This is a genomic window from Salinisphaera orenii subsp. orenii MK-B5 (genome assembly GCF_003788635.1).
GTDB classification, from domain to species: domain Bacteria; phylum Pseudomonadota; class Gammaproteobacteria; order Nevskiales; family Salinisphaeraceae; genus Salinisphaera; species Salinisphaera orenii.
Genome location: NZ_AYKH01000009.1, coordinates 38211 through 57530, shown reverse-complemented (window position 1 = coordinate 57530; position 19320 = coordinate 38211). Strand labels below are relative to the sequence as shown.

The following is a 19320-nucleotide window of genomic DNA, read 5'->3' as shown; positions in this document are numbered from 1 at the left end:
AAACCGAACCCGATGGTACGCTGCGGTCGTGGATTCGCCCAACGATGCCGCCCCGCGCGATGCCGCCCGCTGACGCTCCGAGCCGTCTGTCCGTTCTCAGTTTCAACATGCAGGTCGGCGTGGGCACCCGGCGCTATCGCGAATACGTGACCCGCGGCTGGCGGCATGTGCTGCCCAGCCAGCAGGTGCGCGACAATCTCGAGCGTATCGGCGAGCTGCTCGTCGGCCACGACATCATCGGCCTGCAGGAGATCGACGCCGGCAGCCGCCGCAGCGGCTATCGCAATCAGATCGAGCAGCTCGCCGAGCAGGCCGGCTTCGGCTACTGGCGGGTGCAGGTCAATCGCGACCTCGGCCGCGTCGCCCAGCACGGTCTCGGGCTGATCAGCCGCTTCCAGCCCTTCGAGGTCAGCGAACACAAGCTGCCGGGGCGGCTGCCGGGGCGCGGCGCCCTGCTCGCGCGCTTCGGCGAGCCGGGCAATGCGCTGACCGTGGTCATCACCCATCTGGCCCTGGGCGCCGGCAGCCGGGCCCAGCAGCTGGCGGCAATCTGCGAGCTGGTGGACGGCCACGACCCGGTCCTGGTCATGGGCGACACCAACTGCAGCGCCGCGGCCCTGATCGCCGATCCGGTCCTGGCGCGCAGCGGCCTGCGCGTCCACGAGGCGAACCTGCCGACATTCCCGAGCTGGCGGCCGCGCCGGGGCATCGACCATATCCTGACCTCGCCCGGCCTCGAGGTCGTGGACGCCGGCGTGATCGACGCCGTGCTCTCGGACCACCGGCCGGTGCACATGCGCATCGCCCTGCCGCCGCGGCTGGCTGCGGCGTTCCCGGGCGCGGCGCGGCCGGCGCCAGCGGCCGACCGCCCGGCCGGCTAAGGCCTGTCAGCGCTTCATAAGAGCGCCGCGTTTGAGACCGCATCTCGTGCGCGGGTCGCCGATCGTGGCGCGCCACGATCCAGACTGACAACGCCGCAGCGCACGCATGGTTGTTTCACGGGCGGCCGACCCCGAAGACGAGCGCCCCATGAAACGACCGGGATACGGCAATCCAGCGCTGTCGCACGCCGGCGCCGAGTGACTCCGCGGCGCGCACGGCGCCTCGTCCTGCCGCCTATAGTCGATCTTCAGGAAGCGCTTGGCGCCGGCTCACATGAAGTGTTGACAGCCCCTAGAGATAGGGCGAGAACAGCCAGAAGAAGGAGTCGCGCAGCCGGGCCGGCCAGCGACGGCGTCTCAGATCGGCCAGGGTATAGCGACGGCTGTCCGCGCGCGTGTCGCGCAGGTGTTCGGCCAGCCGCGCCACCGCGGCCGTATCGAAGATCTCGACCGCCAGCTCGAAGTTCAGGCGCAGGCTGCGCGGATCGAGATTGGGCGAGCCGACCAGCGCGTAGTCGTCGTCGACCACGAACAGCTTGGTGTGCGCGAACGGCGGCGGCCGATGATAGATGCGCACGCCGCGGGCTAGCAGCTCGCCGAGCCCGTGGCGCGCGGCCCAGGCCACGAACGGCAGGTTGTTGCGCTCGGGCAGCACGATCGACACGTCCAGGCCGCGCAGGGCCGCGGCCTGCAGGGCGCCGATCAGCGCCGGGCCGGGCAGGAAGTACGGCGTCATGATCAGCACCCGCTCGCGGGCGCTGGTCACCGCGGTGGCCAGCAGCGTGGCCAGACGCTCGGTGTCGCGCGTCGGCCCGTTCTCGACCGTACGGCAGGCGGCGCTCCCGTTGGCGGCGATGCGGCGCCGGCTCACCCCGCTCTGGCGCCCGGTGGCGAACGCCCAGTCGGAGAGGAACACGGCCTCGATCTGGCGCACGACCGGGCCGGCCAGCCGGAACTGCAGGTCGGCGGTGCCGCCGGTCTCGGTGACCATGTGCCGGTCGCCGATGTTCATGCCGCCGGTGAACGCCAAGCCGGCGTCGGTGACCAGAATCTTGCGGTGGTTGCGCAGGTTGAGCTGCAGCGACGGCGGGATCAGGCGCGGCGGCAGGAAACGCGCGGCCTGCACGCCTTCGCGGCGCAGCAGGGCCACCGCGCGACGGCCGGGCCAGGCGTAGTATTCGCCGACGCCGTCGATGAGCACCCGCACATCCACGCCGCGGGCCGCGGCCCGTCCCAGCGCCGTGATGAAACGCCGGCCCACGGTGTTGGTCTCGAGGATGTAGGTGGTCATGTAGACGAAGCGCGTCGCCCGTTCGATGGCCTCGAGCATGGGCGGATAGGCGGCCTCGCCGTTGTGCAGCACGGCGACGTCGTTGCCGGGCACGATCGGCCAGGCCGAAAGCCGGTCGCCGGCCGCGGCCAGGCCGTAGCGACGCGGGTCCAGAAAGGCGCTGTAGTCGCGCAGCGGCGCGTTGGCGCCCGGCTGGTGCGCGCCGAGACCGTGCCGCGAGGCGCGATCCAGCCGCCGCGCCCGGATGCGCACGCGGTTGATGCCGAACATGTAGTAGAGCAGCGGCCCGACCGGCGGAAACAGTAGCGAGACGCCGATCCAGCCGAAGGCGCCGCTGGGCGTCTCGCGGGTGAGCAGGGCGTGGATCGCCGCCGCCAGGGCGCTGCCGACCACGATGATGACCGTGGCCCAGAACTGCAGGGCGTCGACGAACTCGGCCGAGATCCCGGTCACGAGCCGCCCCCGCCGGGCGGATCGAGCCGTGGCACCGCCGCCAGCAGGGCCCGCGTGTAGTCGTGCTCCGGCGCGGCGAAGATGCCTTCGATGCCGCCGCGCTCGACGACCTCGCCCTCGCGCATGACCAGCATCCGCTCGCACTGGCCGGCGACCACGCCCAGATCGTGGGTGATCAGCACCAGCGCGGCGCCGGTGCGGGCGCGCGCCTCGGCCAACAGGTCCAGGATCTCGGCCTGGACGGTCACGTCCAGCGCGGTGGTGGGCTCGTCGGCGACCAGGATCTCCGGCTCGCAGGCCAGCGCCATCGCGATCATCACGCGCTGGCGCATGCCGCCGGAGAACTGGTGCGGGAAGTAGCGCGCGCGCCGGGCCGCATCGGGGATCCGCACCGCTTCCAGCATCTCGATGGCGCGTGCCCGGGCCGCCCGCCCGCGCAGGCCGCGGTGGCGCACCAGCACCTCGGCGATCTGGGTGACGATCCGCAGATGCGGATTGAGCGCGGTCATCGGATCCTGGAAGATCATGGCGATACGCGCGCCGCGCACCCGCTCCAGCACCCGGCGCCGCGCGCCGATCAGCTCGATGCCGCCGTCACCGCCGGCCAGACGCGCGCTGCCGCTGACCCGGGCGTTGGCGGCCAGCAGGCCGAGCAGCGCCAGCACGCTCTGGCTCTTGCCCGACCCCGACTCGCCGACGATGCCCAACGACTCGCCGCCGGCGAGTTCGAAATCCAGCCCGCGCACGGCCTCGACCACACCGTCGGGCGTGTCGAAGCGCACCTGCAGATCGCGGACGTCGAGCAGCATGGCGCCAGTCTAACCGCGGCTCAGCGGTCTTTCGGATCGAGCGCGTCGCGCAGCCCGTCGCCGATGAAGTTGAAGCAGAACAGCGTCGCCGCCAGCAGCACCGCCGGCACCACCAGCAGCCACGGCGCCCGGCCCATCTCGTCGGCGCCGTCCTTGATCAGCGCGCCCCAGGAGGTGGCCGGCTCGGCCACGCCCAGGCCCAGAAAGCTCAAAAACGACTCGAACAGGATCACCTGCGGGATCGTGAGGGTGATGTAGACCGCCACCACGCCGAGCAGGTTGGGCACGATGTGGCGGGCGATGATCGCGGGCGCCGGCGCCCCGGCCATGCGCGCGGCCTCGATGAAGGGCTGGCCCTTGAGCGCCAGCGTCTGGCCGCGGACGATGCGCGCCATGTCCAGCCAGTTGATCGCGCCGATCGCAACGAAGATGAGCAGGATGTTGCGGCCGAAGAACACCATCAGCAGGATCACGAAGAACAGGAACGGCATGGCGTAGAGGATGTCGACGATGCGCATCATCACCCCGTCCACCCGGCCGCCGAGATAGCCGGCAGTGGCGCCGTAGACCACGCCGATGACCAGACTCACCAGCGTCGCCACCAGCCCGATCAGCAAGGACATGCGCCCGCCCTCGAGCGCGCGCACGAACAGATCGCGGCCCAGGCTATCGGTGCCGAACCAGTGGGCGTCGGTCAGGCCGGGCTCGACCCAGATCGCGCCGTAGTCCTGGGTGAAATGGTCGTGCGGCGAGAACCACGGCCCGGCCACGCAGGCGGCCACGATCACGCCCAGCACCGCCAGCGAGGCGATCGCAGCGCGATTGGCCCGCAGCCGCACCAGCGCATCGCGCCAGAGACTGCGCCCGCGCACGGCCCGCTCGAGCGTCTCGGCGCGGGCGTTCATCGGTAGGCGACCCGCGGGTCGAGCCAGCCGTAGAGCAGATCGACCAGCAGATTGAAGCCGACGATGAGGATGCCGTAGAACAGCACCACGCCCATCACCAGCGTGTAGTCGCGGTTGAGCGCCCCGGAGACGAAGAACTGCCCCAGCCCCGGAATGCCGAAGATCGTCTCAATGACCACGGAACCGGTGATGATGCCGGCCGCGGCCGGGCCGAGGAACGACACGATCGGCGTCAGGGCGGCCGGCAGCGCGTGCACCCAGACCACCCGCGCCGCCGACAGCCCCTTGGCGCGGGCGGTGCGCACGTGGTTCGAGCGCATGACCTCGATCATCGATGCCCGCGCGAGCCGGGCCACATAGGCCATCATCGCCGTGCCCAGTGCGATCACCGGCATGACGTAGTGCTGCCAGCCGCCGAGCCCGCCGGCCGGCAGCCAGTCGTTGTAGACCGCGAACACGAGGATCATCAGCGGCGCGAGCACGAAGTTGGGGATGGAGATGCCGAGCATCGCCGCGGTCATCGCGGTGTAGTCGACCGCGCCGTTCTGGCGCAGGGCCGCGGCCATGCCCAGGGGCACGCCGAGGATCAGCGCGAAGGCCAGCGACGCCGCCCCGAGGGTGGCCGAAACCGGGAACCCGGAGGCGATCAGATCGTTCACGCTGACGTCGCGATACTGGAACGAGGGGCCGAAATCGAAGCGGGCGACGTCCCAGAGATAGCGCCCGTACTGGACATACAACGACTCGTCGAGATGGTACTTCGCCTCCAGATTCGCGCGCACCTGCGGCGGCAGCTCACGATCGCCGTCGAACGGCCCGCCGGGCGCGGCGCGCATCATCACGAACGCCAGCGTGAGCAGGATGAACAGGGTGGGCACGGCGCCGGCGAGCCGGCGCAGCGTATAGCCGAGCATCAGCGCAGTCCCTGCCGCATCACGGTTCGATCGCCAGATCCTTGCTGTAGTAGATATCCAGCGGATTGCCCTCGAAGCCGGTCACATAGGGCTTGACCAGATACTTGCTGGTATAGAAATAGATCGGGATCACCGGGCTGTCGGCGAGCAGCCGCGCCTCGGCGGCATGCATGACCTCGTCGCGCTCGGCGCCGTCGGGCATGTGCGCCTGTTTCTCCTGCAGCCGATCGTAGGCATCGCTGGCGTAGCCGGTGCCGTTCAGGCCGAAATCGGAATTCATCAGTTCGAAAAAGGTGTTGGGGTCGTCGTAGTCGCCGATCCAGGCCAGCCGGTAGGCCTCGGTGTCGCGGCCGCTGCGGACCGCGTCCAGAAACACCTTCCATTCCTCGTTGCGCAGTTCGACTTCCGCGCCGAGCACGCTCCGCCACATCGCCTGAATCACCGAGGCGATCTTTTTGTTGGCTTCGTTGCTGTTGTAGCGGATCTCCACCTGCAGCGGCTCGTCCTCGGAATAGCCGGCCTCGCGGTAGAGTGCCCGGGCCCGCGCCTCGCGTTCGTCCGCCGGCAGATCGGCCCATTCGAAGCGCGCGCCTTCGTAGCCGTCGACCGCCGGCGGGATCCAGCCGTAGGCCGGGATCTCGCCGCCACGGGTGATCTTGTCGACGATGACCTCGCGGTCGATGGCCATCGACAGGGCCTGGCGCAACTCGGGCGCGTCCTTGAAGGGCGCCCGCCGCACGTTCAGCCCGTAGTAGTACACGCCCAGAGTGGGCTCGATCTGCAACTGGTCGGGTATGTGCTCCCGGGCGGCGTCCAGCCGCGACGGCGGGATCATCGACGCCCAGTCGAGCTCGCCGGCCTGATAGCGCGACAGCTCGGAATTGGCGTCCACGATCGGGTAGTACTCGACGCGATCGATCGCGGTGTCGGCGTCGTCCCAGTAGGCGTCGTTGCGGACCAGGCTGATCCGCGAGTTCACCCGCCACGCGTCCATGGTGTAGGCGCCGTTGGTCACCGCGTTGCCCGGCTGGGTGAAGGCGTCGCCGTGCGCCTCCACCGCCGGGGCATAGACCGGAAAGCTGCTCGGATGGGCCAGCGTGCCAAGGAAGTACGGCGTGGGCTCGGCGAGCGTGATCTCCAGCCGATGGTCGTCGACGGCACGCACGCCGAGGCTGTCCGGCGGCCGGTCACCGTCGATTATCGCCGCGGCGTGCTCGATCGGCGTGTGCAGCTGGGCGTAGGGCGAGGCCGTGGCCGGATCCACCGCCCGGCGCAACCCGTAGACATAGTCCTGCGCGGTGACCGGCTCGCCGTTGGACCAGCGGGCGTCGGCCCGCAGCTCGAAGATGTAGGTCAGCTTGTCGTCGCTGATCGTCCAGTCGGCGGCGTTGCCCGGCTCCACCTCGCCCGTCGGCGAGATCGAGACCAGCCCTTCGTAGAGATCACGCAGGATGTTGGCCGCCGGCACGCCGCGCGCCTGATGCGGGTCCAGCGTCCCCGGCTCGGCGCCGTTGCCGCGCCGGAAGACCGTGGTGCCGTCATCGCGGACCTCGGGACTGATCTCCACCGGGAAACTCGACCGTTCGTCCTCCCCGCCGCCGCCGCAGGCAGCCAGGAGCAGGGACGTCACCACCAGCCAGCAGAAAAGCGGAACAGCGCGCATCGGGCGATCCAAACGGGGTTGCAGGCCAGCGGCCAGACTACACGACATGCCGCGCGCGCTCTGCCGCTAGGCGCTCTTGGCCAGGGCCGCGCCGGTCTTTTTCAGATGCACCAGCAGCAGCGAGACCGCCGCCGGGGTCATGCCCGGAATACGCGCCGCCTGGCCGAGCGTGGCCGGGCGCACGGCCTCGAGCTTGCCCTGCAACTCGTTCGACAGCCCGGACACGGCCGCGTAGTCAAGATCGGCGGGCAACTCCGTCGCCTCGTGCGCGCGGGTCTTGTCGATCTCCGCGTTCTGGCGATCGATGTAACCCGCGTACCTGGCCTGGATCTCGACCTGTTCGCACACGGCCTCGGCCGCTTCGGCGTCGAGATGATCGAGCACCGGCGCGCCCACCGACGCGATCGCAGCCACGTGGGCATGATCCACGCCCGGGCGCTTGAGCAGATCGGCGGCGGCCGTGGCCTGCTTGAGCGCGCCGCCCAGCCACGCCGCGCCGCCGTCGGCGCCCAGATCCGCCGGCTTGACCGTGATCGCGGCCAGGCGCGCCTGCTCGGCCGCCACGGCGTCACGCCCGGCCTCGAAGGCCGCCCAGCGGGCGTCATCGACCAGCCCCAGTTCGCGCCCGATCGGCGTGAGGCGCGCGTCGGCGTTGTCCTCGCGCAGCAGCAGACGGTGTTCGGCCCGGGATGTGAACATGCGATAGGGCTCGAGCGTGCCGCGCGTGACCAGATCGTCGACCAGCACGCCGAGATAGGCCTCGTGACGCGCCGGCGACCAGCCATTCTTGCCGGCGACGGCACGCGCGGCGTTGATGCCGGCCAGCAGGCCCTGGGCCGCGGCTTCCTCGTAGCCGGTGGTGCCGTTGATCTGGCCGGCGAAGTACAGCCCGGCCAGCGCCTTGGTTTCCAGCGTGGGCCGCAGCGCGCGCGGGTCGAAATAGTCGTACTCGATCGCATAGCCGGGGCGGGTGATATGCGCGTTCTCGAAGCCGGCGATCGAGCGCACCACGGCGAGCTGGGTCTCGAACGACAGGCTGGTGGAAATCCCGTTCGGATAGACCTCGGCCGCCTCCAGGCCTTCCGGCTCGATGAAGATCTGGTGCGAATCCTTGTCGGCGAAGCGCACCACCTTGTCCTCGATCGACGGGCAGTAGCGCGGCCCGACCGAGTCGATCCGGCCCGAGTACATCGCCGACTCGCCGATGTTGTCGCGGATGATCGCGTGGGTACGCGCGTTGGTGTAGGTGATATGACAGCTCACCTGGCGCGGATGCTCGGCGCGCCGGCCCATGAACGAGAACACCGGCGCCGGGTCGTCACCCGGCTGTTCGGCGAGCTGCGCATAGTCGATGGTCTTGGCGTCGATGCGCGGCGGCGTGCCGGTCTTGAGCCGGCCCACCGGCAGATCGAGCGCGCGCAGGCGCTCGGCGAGCGCGTTCGAGGGCGCATCCCCGGCGCGACCGCCGCCGAAGCGCTTGTGGCCGACATGGATGGTGCCGCCAAGGAAGGTACCGACCGTGAGCACCACGGCGGGCGCGTGGAACGTGAGGCCCATGGCGGTCTGCACGCCGGTCACGCGATGATCGTCGACGACCAGATCGGCCACCGACTGCTGGAACAGATGCAGGTTCGGCTGGTTCTCGACCATCGACCGCACCGCCGCCTTGTAGAGCGCGCGGTCGGCCTGGGCGCGGGTGGCGCGCACGGCCGGGCCCTTGCGCGCGTTGAGCCGGCGAAACTGGATCCCGCCGCGATCGGCCGCACGACCCATGACGCCGCCGAGGGCGTCGATCTCGCGCACGAGATGGCCCTTGCCGATGCCGCCGATGGCCGGGTTGCAGGACATCTGGCCGATGGTCTCGATGTTGTCGGTCAGCAGCAGCGTGCGCGCGCCGGCCCGGGCGGCCGCGGTCGCGGCCTCGGTGCCGGCGTGGCCGCCGCCGACGACGATGACGTCGAAATGGGTCTGGCTGCTCATGCGGGCGTTGTCGTCCTGCCGGGCCGCGGTCCGCGACCGGCGCGATGGCTGGAGTCGACCGCACAGTATAACGCCCAGCCCGCGGCGACCCTAACGGCCCCGGCCGGGCGCGCCTGTCAGCCGGCGTGCGCGCGAACGGTGCATCCGCGATGCACCGTCAAGGGCCCGGAGCGGCGACGTGCGGCCGCAGACCTGCGCCCACGGTCGTGAGGCCGCACGACGGCCGTCATAATGGCTGCTGGCACAACTCTTGGATCACATGGCGCATGCTCGATGCGAATGAAACCGCGGCGCCGAGCCGCGACGACCTCCAGGACTGGCTGAGCCCGCTCTACGGCGAGCGCGCGGCGGCCGAATGCGTCGATGCCGCGGCCGCCGCCGCGGTGCGTCACGGCCTGCCGATCGCCAGCGAGACGTCGATCGACGCCGCCTTCAACGTGCTCATCACCTATGCCGACATCGTGCAGCGTCCGGGGGAATCGCCGCTGGCCACGCTGCGCGCGTTCATGGCCGCGCATCTGGCCGACGCAATCTCGGCGATCCACATCCTGCCGTTCTTTCCCGAGAGTTCGGACGACGGCTTCTCGGTCATGGACTATCGCGCCGTCCATCCCGAACTCGGCGACTGGGACGACGTCAGCGCCCTGGCCGCGGATCACCCGCTGATGTTCGATCTGGTGCTCAACCACGCCTCCCGCAAGGGCCAGTGGTTCGCCAACTACCTGGGCGACACCGATCCCGGCCGCGACTATTTCATCGAGGTGGATCCGAAGACCGACCTGCGCGCGGTGGTGCGCCCGCGCAGCACGCCGCTGCTGGCCGAAGTCGCCACCGCCCGCGGCACGCGGCATCTCTGGGCGACCTTCTCGGAGGATCAGATCGACCTGAATTTCTCCAACCCGAGGGTGCTCGACGAATTCATCGACATCATCTTCGAGTACGTGGCCCGGGGCGCCCGGCTGCTGCGCCTGGATGCGGTGGCCTTTCTCTGGAAGGAACTCGGCACGCCCTGCATCCACCTGCCGCAGACGCATCGCCTGGTCAAGTTCCTGCGCGCCCTGCTCGACCACTACGCGCCGGGCGTGCAGCTGATCACCGAGACCAACGTCCCGCATGCGGAGAACATCTCCTATCTCGTCGACGGCGACGAGGCGCATGTGGCCTATCAGTTCGCGCTGCCGCCGCTGGCCTCGCACGCCCTGCTCACCGGCGAAGCGAGCGCGCTCACGGCGTGGGCGAAGACGCTGCCAGCGCTGCCCGAGGGCTGTCATTTCCTGAACTTCACCGCCAGCCACGACGGCGTGGGCCTGCGCGCGGTGGAAGGCATCCTCGACGCCGAGGCCATCACCACGCTCGTCGACGCGACCCGCGAACGCGGCGGCTTCGTCTCCACGCGCGCGGTCGCCGACGGCTCGCACCAGCCCTACGAGCTCAACATCGCCTACTACGACCTGCTCGCGGCGCCGGAGGAACACGACAGCAACGCACATATGGACCGCTTCATCTGCAGCCAGGCGATCTCGATGGCGCTGGCCGGCATCCCGGCGCTGTATTTCCACAGCCTGACCGCCACCCACAACGACCGCGCCGGCGTGGAGCACAGCGGGCGCTACCGTTCGATCAACCGACGCCGCTGGGACATGGGCGAGCTGGAGTACAAGCTCGGCGCCGACGGCGCGCACGCCCGGGTGTTCGCGCGGCTCAAGCGACTGCTGGCCATCCGCGCGCGCCAGCCGGCCTTTCATCCCGAAGCCGCGCAGCAGGTCGTCGACCTGGGCCCGTCGCTGTTCGCGCTCCAGCGCCGGCGCGGCGACCAGACCCTGCTGGCGGTGCACAACGTCACCGACCGTCCGGTCCAGCTACCGGTCCACGTCCTGCCGGAGGCGCGGGTGCGCCGCAACGTCACCGCGGCCACCGAGATCAGCGGCTCCAGCCGCGCGATCCGCCTCGATCCCTACGAGGTGGCCTGGATCAGCGACTGACGCCCGCGATCAGAGGCCGCATGCGCCCCGCGCCGCCGGCATCCGCTAGCGGAACAGATAGGCCGCAATGAAGCGCCGCTCTGCCCGGTCGGGCTCGCCGAGCCAGGTCAGCGTCGAGCGTTTCGGGCCGAAGCCGGCGTCACCCCGATTGACGGCCAGCGCGCCGACGGCCGCGTCGCCGCCCGGCCGCAGGAGGGTGACGAGACTTTCGGCAGAGCAATCGTGCGGCTTGCAGCCCGACAGGACCACGTATTCGCTGCCGTCGAGCGTGATTCGGCTGATCGGCGTCTCGGTACCGCCGTCCTCGACCCAGCCGTGCTCGTCCGCGACCGGCTCGATCATCGCCTGATACTGCGCGGCGACCGCCGGCCGCTGCTGTCTGAGTTCGCTCGGATAGAGTGACTCGTCACCCTCGGCCGCCGTGGCGCCGGCGGCCGTCGACACAAGCGCCAGCAGCGCGGCGGCGCGGATCAATCGAGTGCGGTTCATGGCATCGTCTTCTTCGGCGGGAATGGAGTCGGCTCTGTCGTCACGTCGTGCGAGCCCGCGCCGAGCGCCGTTCTGCGGCAAGACGAGGCGGCGCGCGAACCACGCGGCCATGCTGCGCCCGCGTGCGACGGGGCGCGATTGTCGCATCCTGTTGATGCAAGGGAACGCTTGACCCGACGGGCCGGCCGCGAACGACGCATCGTCGGCGGCCTGCGGCGTGGCGCGTCTCGATCGTGGCGCGCCGAGATCGGCGGGCCGCGCCCTCCAGGAGCCGATATGCGGCGGCCGGCGCGGCGTGCGTACGACGTGTCGGCAGACCCTAGCGCGCGGCCCGGACCGCATCGGCGTGGTCGGCCTCGACCGCTTCGTGAAAGTCGCTCAGAAACTCCGGCAGCGCGGCGCGCACGCGGTTCCATGTCGGCATGAACGGCACTTCCATCGGATTGGCCAGATACTGTTCGCCGGCCCGGATGATCGCCTCGACGAAGACCTCCACGGTCTTCTCCTCCTTGTGGCGGTCGTAGTCCAGGCCGTTGATCTGGGCATCGAAATAGAACCGCTCGACGCTGTCCAGCGCGTTGCGCAGATAGACGGCCTTGATCGTGCGGATGGTCTCGGGCGTGAGGACCACACCGTAGGTGGCCAGCTTGCGATACAGCGCCTTGGCGATGTCGGTGCTCATCTTGGCCAGGCCGTTGTCGGCCTCGTGGTCCGAGACCGGCTGGTGCTTGTGGTCGTAGGCGTCGGCGATGTCGACCTGGCAGATGGCGTTGGGCGTGTAGTTGCGGTGCACTTCCGCCAGGATCCCCACCTCCAGCCCCCAGTCGCTGGGAATGCGGATGGATTCGGCCACCGAGGCGGTCATCGCGCACTCGCCCGACAGCGGGTAGCGGAAACTGTCCATGTAGCGCAGATAATCCAGGTCGCCGACCACCGTCATCAGCGCCCGCAGCAGCGGCGTGGTGAACAGCCGCACGACGCGGCCGTTGATCTCGCCGCCGGCGACCCGCGCGTAATAGCCCTTGGCGAACTTGTAGGTGAAGTTCGGATGCACCATCGGATAGAACAGGCGCGCGAGCAGATCGCGGTCGTAGGTGCGGATGTCGCAGTCGTGCATGGCCAGCACGCGCCCGGTGCCCGAGGCCAGGAAATAGCCCATGCAGTTCCAGACGTTGGCGCCCTTGCCCGGGCGCTCCGGCGCCAGCGACTCGGCGTCGAGCCGGTCGTAGAGCGCGCTCAGGCGCGGGCCGTCGTTCCAGAGTACGCGGTGCGGCTGGCCGAGGCGCTGGAAGAAGGCGTGGGCGTGGGCGAACTGGTCGGCGTCGGCGGCGTCCAGGCCGATGATGATCTCGGCCAGATAGTCGACGCGGGACAGCTGATCGACGATCGCCGGCAGCGCGTCGCCCTCCAGCTCGGAATACAGACACGGCAGCACCAGCGACATGGGCCGACGCCGGCCGAAGCGCCGCAGTTCGGCCTCGAGCGCGTCGATGGGGCGCTCGCCGAGCCGGTGCAGCGTGGTGATGATGCCGTTCTGGTGAAAATCGGCCATGTCAGCGCTCCTGGAGTTCGTCGTTGTCGATCAGCGCGCGGATCGCCGCGGCCCAGCCGTCCGGACCAACCCCCGGCGCGTGCCGGATGGCGCCGCCGGCCGGGGCGTGATAGCTGCCGTCCGGCCGCGCGACCCAATAGCCGATATCGGCCGCGGCGAGCATGTCGGCATCATTGGCACTGTCGCCCAGTGCGATAGCAAGAATCGGGCCCTGCCGGGCGGCAAAGCGCGCCCGCAGCCAGGCCAGCGCGTCGCCCTTGCCGGCCCGACCGAGCATATGCACGAAGCGGCCACCGGTGCGAGTGGTGAAACCCGCGGCGGCCACGCGGGTGGTGAAATCGGCCAGTGCGGCCTCGCTGTCGCGCCAGAGCAGCGGCTCCGAGGCCTCCCGCTGGCGCGCGGCGGCGGCCGCGGCCTCGTCCAGCCCGGTCGCCGCGACGACCTCGCCGGTGTCCATGTCGCCGAACCCGGTGAAGCGATAGCCGCGCTCGGCGCGCAGCGCGACCGCCAGCGCCCGCAGTTCGGCGTAGGGCGCCCCGAGAGTGATGCAGTCGCAGGGGGTGTCGGCGTCCACGGGCGCGCCCTCGAAGTAGCCGCGGGGCACGGCCACCGCACCGCCGTTCTCGACCGCGAAGGGATGCGCGTTGTCCAGGGCCCGGCGCAGGGCCGCGACCTCGGCCCGGGTCTTGCTCGTGACCAGGCACACGGGCACCGCACGTGCCGCCAGCGCCGCCAGCGCGGGGGCGGCGGGCGCCCAGCCGTAGTCGTGGTGGTCGAGCAGCGTGGCGTCGAGGTCGGTGAACACCACCCCGCGCGGGGTCGCCTGCGTCATCGGTGCGCCGCGCGTGCCGTGTCGGGTCATGACCGCAGTGTAGACCAGCGGCGCCCGCGCCGGTCACGTGCCGCACGCGAATTGATTAAGATGGCGCCAGCACCCGCTCGCCGCCCGCTGCAATGCGCATACTCGTCATCGAGGACAACGAGGATCTCGCCGCCAACATCATGGAGTTCCTGTCGGCACGCGGGCACGTCATGGACAGCGCCACCGACGGCGTCACCGGGCTGCATCTGGCGGTGGTCCACGAATTCGACGCCATCGTGCTCGACCTGATGCTGCCGGGCATCGACGGCTTCGCGCTGTGCGCGCGCCTGCGCGAGGAGGCCGACAAACAGACGCCAATCCTGATGCTCACCGCCCGCGACACGCTCGAGGACAAGCTGGCAGGATTTTCCTCCGGCGCCGACGACTACCTGATCAAGCCCTTCTCCCTGCTGGAACTCGAGGCCCGCCTGACTGCGCTGGGCAACCGCGGCCCGCGGCGCAGCCAGCATTTGCTGCAGGTGGGCGACCTCACGCTGGATCTGGACACCTGGCAGGCCGAGCGCGCCGGCCAGCACATCGGCCTGACGCCCACCGCACTGCGGCTGCTGGAGACCCTGATGCGCGCCTCGCCCAAGCTCGTGCGCCGCGCCGAACTGGAAGCCGCGATCTGGGGCGACCACCCGCCGGACTCCGAGGCGCTGCGCACGCACATCCACGCCCTGCGCGCGGCCATCGACAAGCCCTTCGCCAGCGCGCTGCTCCACACGGTGCCGACCATGGGCTATCGACTCGTCGATCCGGATGCGGCCTGACTCCCGGCTGAGGCGTCTCGGGGGCAGCCTTCAGTTCCGCGTCACCGCCGCGCTCGCCCTGTTCGTCGCGGTGGTGTCGACGCTCATGGCGGTGGCCCTGTTCGCGATCAACGAGCGGCTGGAGACCGACCTGCTCAACGGCATCGTCTCGCACGAACTCGACGAGCTCGAGGCCGAGTACCCGCGCGAGGGCGAGGCCGCGCTGCCGAACTCGGCGACCATTCGCGCCTTCGTGGTCGAGCCCGATGCGCGCGACACTCTGCCCCGGCCGCTGCGCGGACTGCCGGCGCATCAGCGCGGGCTCAACCTGACGTTCTCCGATCGCACCTATCGCGTGGCCACCACGGTCGTCGAAGGCAAGCGCGCGTTTCTGGCCTACGACATCACCGCGATCGAGGATCGCCAGCGGCTGTTCAAGATCGTGCTGATCGCCTTCGCGCTCATCGTGCTGGCGCTGGCGGTGCCGCTGGGCATCTGGATCGCCCGGATCAGCCTCAAGCCCATCAACGCACTGGCCGACCACCTCGGCGACCTCGAGCCGGGCACCGGCACCGAGCCGCTGGCCCGGCGCTTCGACGGCTACGAGGTCGGCCTGATCGCCCACGCCTTCGACCGCTTCATGAACCGGCTGGACGGTTTCGTCGAGCGCGAGCGCAGCTTCACCGCGGACGCCAGCCACGAACTGCGCACGCCGCTGGCCGTGATCCAGGGTGCGATCGAAGTCCTCCAGCAGGACGAGCGCGTGGCCGGCAGCCCGCCGCTGACGCGCATCGACCGGGCCGCCCGGCAGATGGCCGAACTGATCGAGGCGCTGCTGTTTCTCGCGCGCGACGAGCCGCAGGAAGCCGACGGTGCACAAACCACCTGCCGCGCCGACCACGTCGTTCGCGAGGTCATCGACGCCTACCGGCCGATGCTGGGGCCCGCCGGCGTCTCGGTACCCGCCCTGGATCCCTGCACCGTCAGCGCGCCGCGCATCGCGCTGGTGATCGTGGTGGGCAATCTGCTGCGCAATGCGCTGCGCCACGGCGGCGGCACCATTCGCATCACCCTGGCCCACGGCCTGCTGACCGTGGCCGACGACGGCGAGGGAATGCAGACTGAACAGATCCGGCGCGCCTTCGAACGGGGCTATCGCGCGGGGCCGAGCGCGGGCCTCGGGCTGGGGCTGTATCTGGTCAAGCGCGTCGCCGACCGCTACGGCTGGCGCATCCGCCTGGCCAGCCGCCCCGAGGAAGGCACCCGAATCGAGCTCCGGCTGGCCGGCCCTTAACGCGTTCTTTACGCGTCACTCATGCGCGCCGCAGCCGTTGTACGCCACGCTCGCCGCAGAGATTTCGACCTGCATTCCTTCGTGGCCCAGGATTCGCATTCCGCCGTCAACGCCCACGGCTGGCGCGCGCTGGTCAAGCGCCTGCGCCGCGCCAATCGCGAGCGCCTCAACCGCTGGCTCACCCGATTCATGGGCACGGCCCGGCCGGTGCGCGCGCCGCTGGCCGCCGACACCCGGCGCGTGCTGGTGGTGCGCCTGAACAAGCGCCTCGGCAACATCCTGTTCCTGACGCCGATGCTGCGCACACTGGCCGCCAGCCTGCCCACGGCCTCGATTGACGTCCTGATCCGCGATCCGCGCCAGAAACCGCTGCTCGAAAGCCTGCCCGGCATCGGCCGCGTGTGGGTGCAGCCGCGCGGCCTCGGCGCGCTGATCGGTCTGATCCGGCGCCTGCGCCGGGAACGCTACGACCTCGCCATCGACCCCACCGGCAACTCCTCGAGCAACCGCACCGCCGTGGCCCTGTCCGGGGCCCGCCAGCGCATGGGCTTCGCCTCGAACAGCCAGTGGCTGCGCCTGACCCACGCCGCCGGCCGGGCGAACAGCCGACATCAGGCCGAGCAGGCGGTCGCGCTGCTGACCGACAGCGTCGACGAGCTGGATTTCAAGACCTTCGACACGCTGGCGGTGTTTCCCGACAATCGCGCGCAGACGGCCGCCCGCGCCCACTGGGTCGAGGCACTCGGACCGGGTCCGACCCGCGGCCCGGTGATCGGGTTCTTCACCCGGGCGACCGGTCGCAAGGCGCTGCCCGCGGCCTGGTGGCGGGACTGGTGCGAGCAGATGCATCACCTCGCGCCCGCGGCCACCCTGCTCGAAATCCGCCCGCCCGGGGCGGAGCCGACCGCCGACACCGCCAGCGTGGCCGTGGCCGAGCTGGACGTGCTCGCCGCGCTGCTGTCCCGACTGTCGGTCTTCACGGCCGCCGACAGCGGCCCCATGCACCTGGCCGCGGCCGCCGGCGTACCGGTCGTCGGGCTGTTCCGGGCGACCCGTCCCGAAGCCTACGCGCCCCTCGGTCAGGGCTGCACCAGCGTCGCCGGCGAGACGTTCACCGGCGCCGAGGCCGCGCGTGCCGCCGCCCGGGTGCTGGCCGCGGAGCAGGCATCGGGCGTGGCTTGAGGCGGCCGGCGCTGGCCCGGTGCGCGCGTGCCGGCTAGACTGCTCGTCGCCATCCGCCCGTTTGACCCGCATGCCCGACGCTCCGACCGGCCTGCGCTGGCGCGCCGACGCCGACGCTGACGACGCGACGCTCGCCCGCGTGGCCTTCGCGCCCGACGCCGACGTGTTCTGCTGCCCGCTGCCGGTGATCGCGGGCGATTTCGAGACCGAACGCTGGCAGTGCCCGGATGACGGCCCGGTCGAGACCGGCACGATGGCGGGCTGGTCGTATCGACGCGGCCCCGACATCGCCTTCGCCGCCTGCCACATCGACGACGATGCCGCCGATCCGGCGGCGATACAGCGGGCCGGCGAGACCGCCTACCGGGAGCTGATCGCACTCCAGCGCGCGCTCGATCTGCCCCGCGTGCAGCGCATCTGGCACTGGCTGTCCGAGCCCACCGCCGGCGCGGGCGACGACCAGCGCTACCAGCGCTTCTGCCGGGGACGCGCCGAGGCGCTCGACGCCCCCGGGGGCGCGATCGAGCCGCTGCCCCCGGCCACGCTGGTCGCCGGCCACCGCCACGGCCTGCGCATGCACGCGCTGCTCGGGCGCGACAGCGTCCGGCCGATCGAGAACCCGCGCCAGGTCAGCGCCTATCGCTATCCGCGGGACTACGGCATCCGGGCCCCGGCCTTCGCCCGCGCCGGCGTCGCGAATCTGGCCGGGGCCCGTTTTCTGCTGATCTCCGGCACCGCGAGCATCGTCGGCCACGCCACCCGGCACGCCGGCGACGTCGAAGCCCAGGCCGGCGAGGCACTGGACAATGTCGCCGCGGTGATCGAGGCCGCGGAGCCGGCCATCGGGCGGCGCATGAAGCCCGGCGATCTGCAGTGCGTGAAGGCCTATCTGCGCGACCCGGCCGATGCCGAAACGGTGATCGCGGTGCTCGACGCCCGGCTGCCGGCGATCCCGCGCGTGCTGCTGCACGCGCCGCTGTGCCGGGACGACCTGCTGGTCGAGTTCGAGGCCCAGATGACGCTGGACTGACACACGCCGGTCACGGTCGCGTCATCACCGGCGCCTAGCCTCGTCGACAGACCCGACGCGGAGGCCGTGCCATGCGAATCGCCTACACCGTCATGGGCTACGGCCGCGGCCACGCCATGCGCAGCGCTGCCGTGCTGCCCGCTCTGGAGCGCCAGCACACCGTGCGCGTGTTCGCCGGCCGCGATGCCCACGAAATGCTGCGCGGCGCCCACGACAGCATCGAGATCCCGGTCATCGGCTATCAGTACGGCGTCAACGGGCGCATCTGCGCGCGCCGCACGCTCTGGCGCAACGCGCCGCGGGTGGCGGACCTGCTCGCGGCGGGCCCGCGCACGCGCACGGTCTGGCAGCAGATGGCGGACTTCGAACCGAATCTGGTGATCTCGGATTCGGAAACCTACGGCCACCGCTTCGCGCGCCACCACGGTATCCCGCGCATCGGCTTCGATCATGTCGGCATCATGGCCTATTGCCACTGCGACTTCGCGCCGGGCGACGCCATCGCAGGGCGCCGCGACGGCCTCGGCTACCGTGTCTTCATGGGTGATCCGGACCGGGTGATCGTGTCCAGCTTCTACCCGGCGCCGCCGCGGCGCGCGAACGTGCAGGTGGTGGGTCCGATCCTCCGCACGCCGGTACGCACGGCCCGGCCGGAGACCGGCGATGCGCTGATCGTCTATCTCAACAAGGGCGCGCACCAGTACACCGCGGCGCTCGACACCGCCCTGCGCGCCTGCGGCGAACCGGTGATCGTCTACGGCACGGCCCATCGCGGCCGCAGCGCCAATCTCCACTTCAAAGCGCCGTCGCAGCAGGGCTTCATCGACGATCTGGCCGCCGCGCGCGCGGTGGTCTCGACCGCCGGCAACCAGCTGCTCTCGGAGGCGATCCATCTCGGCAAACCGGTACTCGCCCTGCCCGAGGACGCCGTCGAGCAACGCCTCAACGCCCGCGCGCTGGTGACGATGGGCGTCGGCGAAAGCGCGTCGCTGCACCGGCTGCCGCTGAACCGGCTCGGCGGTTTTCTGGACAACGTGCCGGCCTACGCCCGTGCCACCGCGCGCCATCGCAGCGACGGGCTCGCGCCCGCGATCACGGCGCTACAGCGCCATATACGCGAGCTGACGGCCGCGCCGCGCCCCGCGCCGGGGCCGCTCGCGCGACTGACCGGCGCCTACTGAGCCGCGGCCACTCCGGTACCGCCGTTCGTCCGGCGTGCCAGGAGAATGTCCCGCGTCCCCCGGCACTTGCGGTGCCGCACCCGAAAAGCGTCGAAAACGA

At 70.7% G+C, this 19320-nt stretch carries 16 protein-coding genes; 7 read left to right on the top strand and 9 right to left on the bottom strand.

The window, feature by feature from the left end:
• Positions 1-44 precede the first annotated feature (44 nt).
• A complete protein-coding gene (locus SAOR_RS05930; RefSeq protein ID WP_123630627.1) occupies positions 45-881 on the top strand; it encodes an endonuclease/exonuclease/phosphatase family protein in 837 nt (278 codons plus the stop codon).
• Positions 882-1173: 292 nt separating this feature from the next.
• Here SAOR_RS05930 and SAOR_RS05925 read toward each other — a convergent pair whose 3' ends face one another.
• The 6 genes from SAOR_RS05925 to mnmG all read right to left on the bottom strand — a co-directional run bounded on the left by SAOR_RS05925 (position 1174) and on the right by mnmG (position 8896).
• Entirely contained in the window at positions 1174-2625 is a 1452-nt protein-coding gene (locus tag SAOR_RS05925; RefSeq protein ID WP_123630626.1) for a phospholipase D-like domain-containing protein, read from the bottom strand.
• Positions 2622-3434, bottom strand: coding sequence for an ABC transporter ATP-binding protein (locus SAOR_RS05920; RefSeq protein ID WP_123630625.1), 813 nt, complete (start codon positions 3432-3434; stop codon positions 2622-2624). The genes SAOR_RS05925 and SAOR_RS05920 overlap by 4 nt, the downstream gene beginning before the upstream one ends.
• Positions 3435-3454: 20 nt before the next feature.
• Positions 3455-4339, bottom strand: a complete 885-nt coding sequence (locus SAOR_RS05915; protein ID WP_123630624.1) for an ABC transporter permease subunit — start codon at positions 4337-4339, stop codon at positions 3455-3457.
• The gene (gene oppB / locus SAOR_RS05910; RefSeq protein WP_123630623.1) at positions 4336-5253 is read right to left on the bottom strand and encodes an oligopeptide ABC transporter permease OppB; all 918 of its coding nucleotides are present in this window, start codon (positions 5251-5253) and stop codon (positions 4336-4338) included. Before oppB ends, SAOR_RS05915 begins: the two co-directional genes overlap by 4 nt.
• 19 nt (positions 5254-5272) lie before the next feature.
• Positions 5273-6916: a peptide ABC transporter substrate-binding protein gene (locus SAOR_RS05905; RefSeq protein ID WP_185015565.1), complete on the bottom strand. Its 1644-nt coding sequence runs from the start codon at positions 6914-6916 to the stop codon at positions 5273-5275.
• 66 nt (positions 6917-6982) lie between these two features.
• Positions 6983-8896, bottom strand: a complete 1914-nt coding sequence (mnmG, locus tag SAOR_RS05900) for a tRNA uridine-5-carboxymethylaminomethyl(34) synthesis enzyme MnmG (protein ID WP_123630621.1) — start codon at positions 8894-8896, stop codon at positions 6983-6985.
• A gap of 266 nt (positions 8897-9162) precedes the next feature.
• On the opposite strand from mnmG, the gene SAOR_RS05895 reads away from it, so the two are divergent.
• Positions 9163-10878, top strand: coding sequence for a sugar phosphorylase (locus SAOR_RS05895; RefSeq protein WP_123630620.1), 1716 nt, complete (start codon positions 9163-9165; stop codon positions 10876-10878).
• 45 nt (positions 10879-10923) lie between these two features.
• On the opposite strand, the gene SAOR_RS05890 is transcribed toward SAOR_RS05895, so the two are convergent.
• From SAOR_RS05890 to SAOR_RS05880, 3 genes are read right to left on the bottom strand one after another with little or no spacing between them, the layout of a single operon-like run.
• Positions 10924-11709: an Ivy family c-type lysozyme inhibitor gene (locus SAOR_RS05890; protein ID WP_123630619.1), complete on the bottom strand. Its 786-nt coding sequence runs from the start codon at positions 11707-11709 to the stop codon at positions 10924-10926.
• Complete coding sequence (locus SAOR_RS05885) at positions 11687-12919, bottom strand: glycosyltransferase family protein (RefSeq protein WP_123590652.1); 1233 nt, start codon at positions 12917-12919, stop codon at positions 11687-11689. Before SAOR_RS05885 ends, SAOR_RS05890 begins: the two co-directional genes overlap by 23 nt.
• A 1-nt stretch (position 12920) precedes the next feature.
• Positions 12921-13751: an HAD-IIB family hydrolase gene (locus SAOR_RS05880; RefSeq protein WP_185015564.1), complete on the bottom strand. Its 831-nt coding sequence runs from the start codon at positions 13749-13751 to the stop codon at positions 12921-12923.
• A 122-nt stretch (positions 13752-13873) separates the two neighbouring features.
• Between SAOR_RS05880 and SAOR_RS05875 the strand changes: the two genes are divergently transcribed.
• The 5 genes from SAOR_RS05875 (at position 13874) to SAOR_RS05855 (ending at position 19220) form a co-directional block, all read left to right on the top strand.
• Positions 13874-14554, top strand: coding sequence for a response regulator transcription factor (locus SAOR_RS05875; RefSeq protein ID WP_123630617.1), 681 nt, complete (start codon positions 13874-13876; stop codon positions 14552-14554).
• Positions 14544-15827, top strand: a complete 1284-nt coding sequence (locus SAOR_RS05870) for a sensor histidine kinase (protein WP_123630616.1) — start codon at positions 14544-14546, stop codon at positions 15825-15827. Before SAOR_RS05875 ends, SAOR_RS05870 begins: the two co-directional genes overlap by 11 nt.
• A 21-nt stretch (positions 15828-15848) precedes the next feature.
• On the top strand, positions 15849-17009 hold the full coding sequence (locus tag SAOR_RS05865; protein WP_123630615.1) for a glycosyltransferase family 9 protein: 1161 nt from the start codon (positions 15849-15851) through the stop codon (positions 17007-17009).
• A 70-nt stretch (positions 17010-17079) separates the two neighbouring features.
• Complete coding sequence (locus SAOR_RS05860; RefSeq protein ID WP_123630614.1) at positions 17080-18039, top strand: chorismate transformation FkbO/Hyg5 family protein; 960 nt, start codon at positions 17080-17082, stop codon at positions 18037-18039.
• Positions 18040-18110: 71 nt separating this feature from the next.
• Positions 18111-19220, top strand: coding sequence for a glycosyltransferase family protein (locus SAOR_RS05855; RefSeq protein WP_123630613.1), 1110 nt, complete (start codon positions 18111-18113; stop codon positions 19218-19220).
• Positions 19221-19320 lie beyond the last annotated feature (100 nt).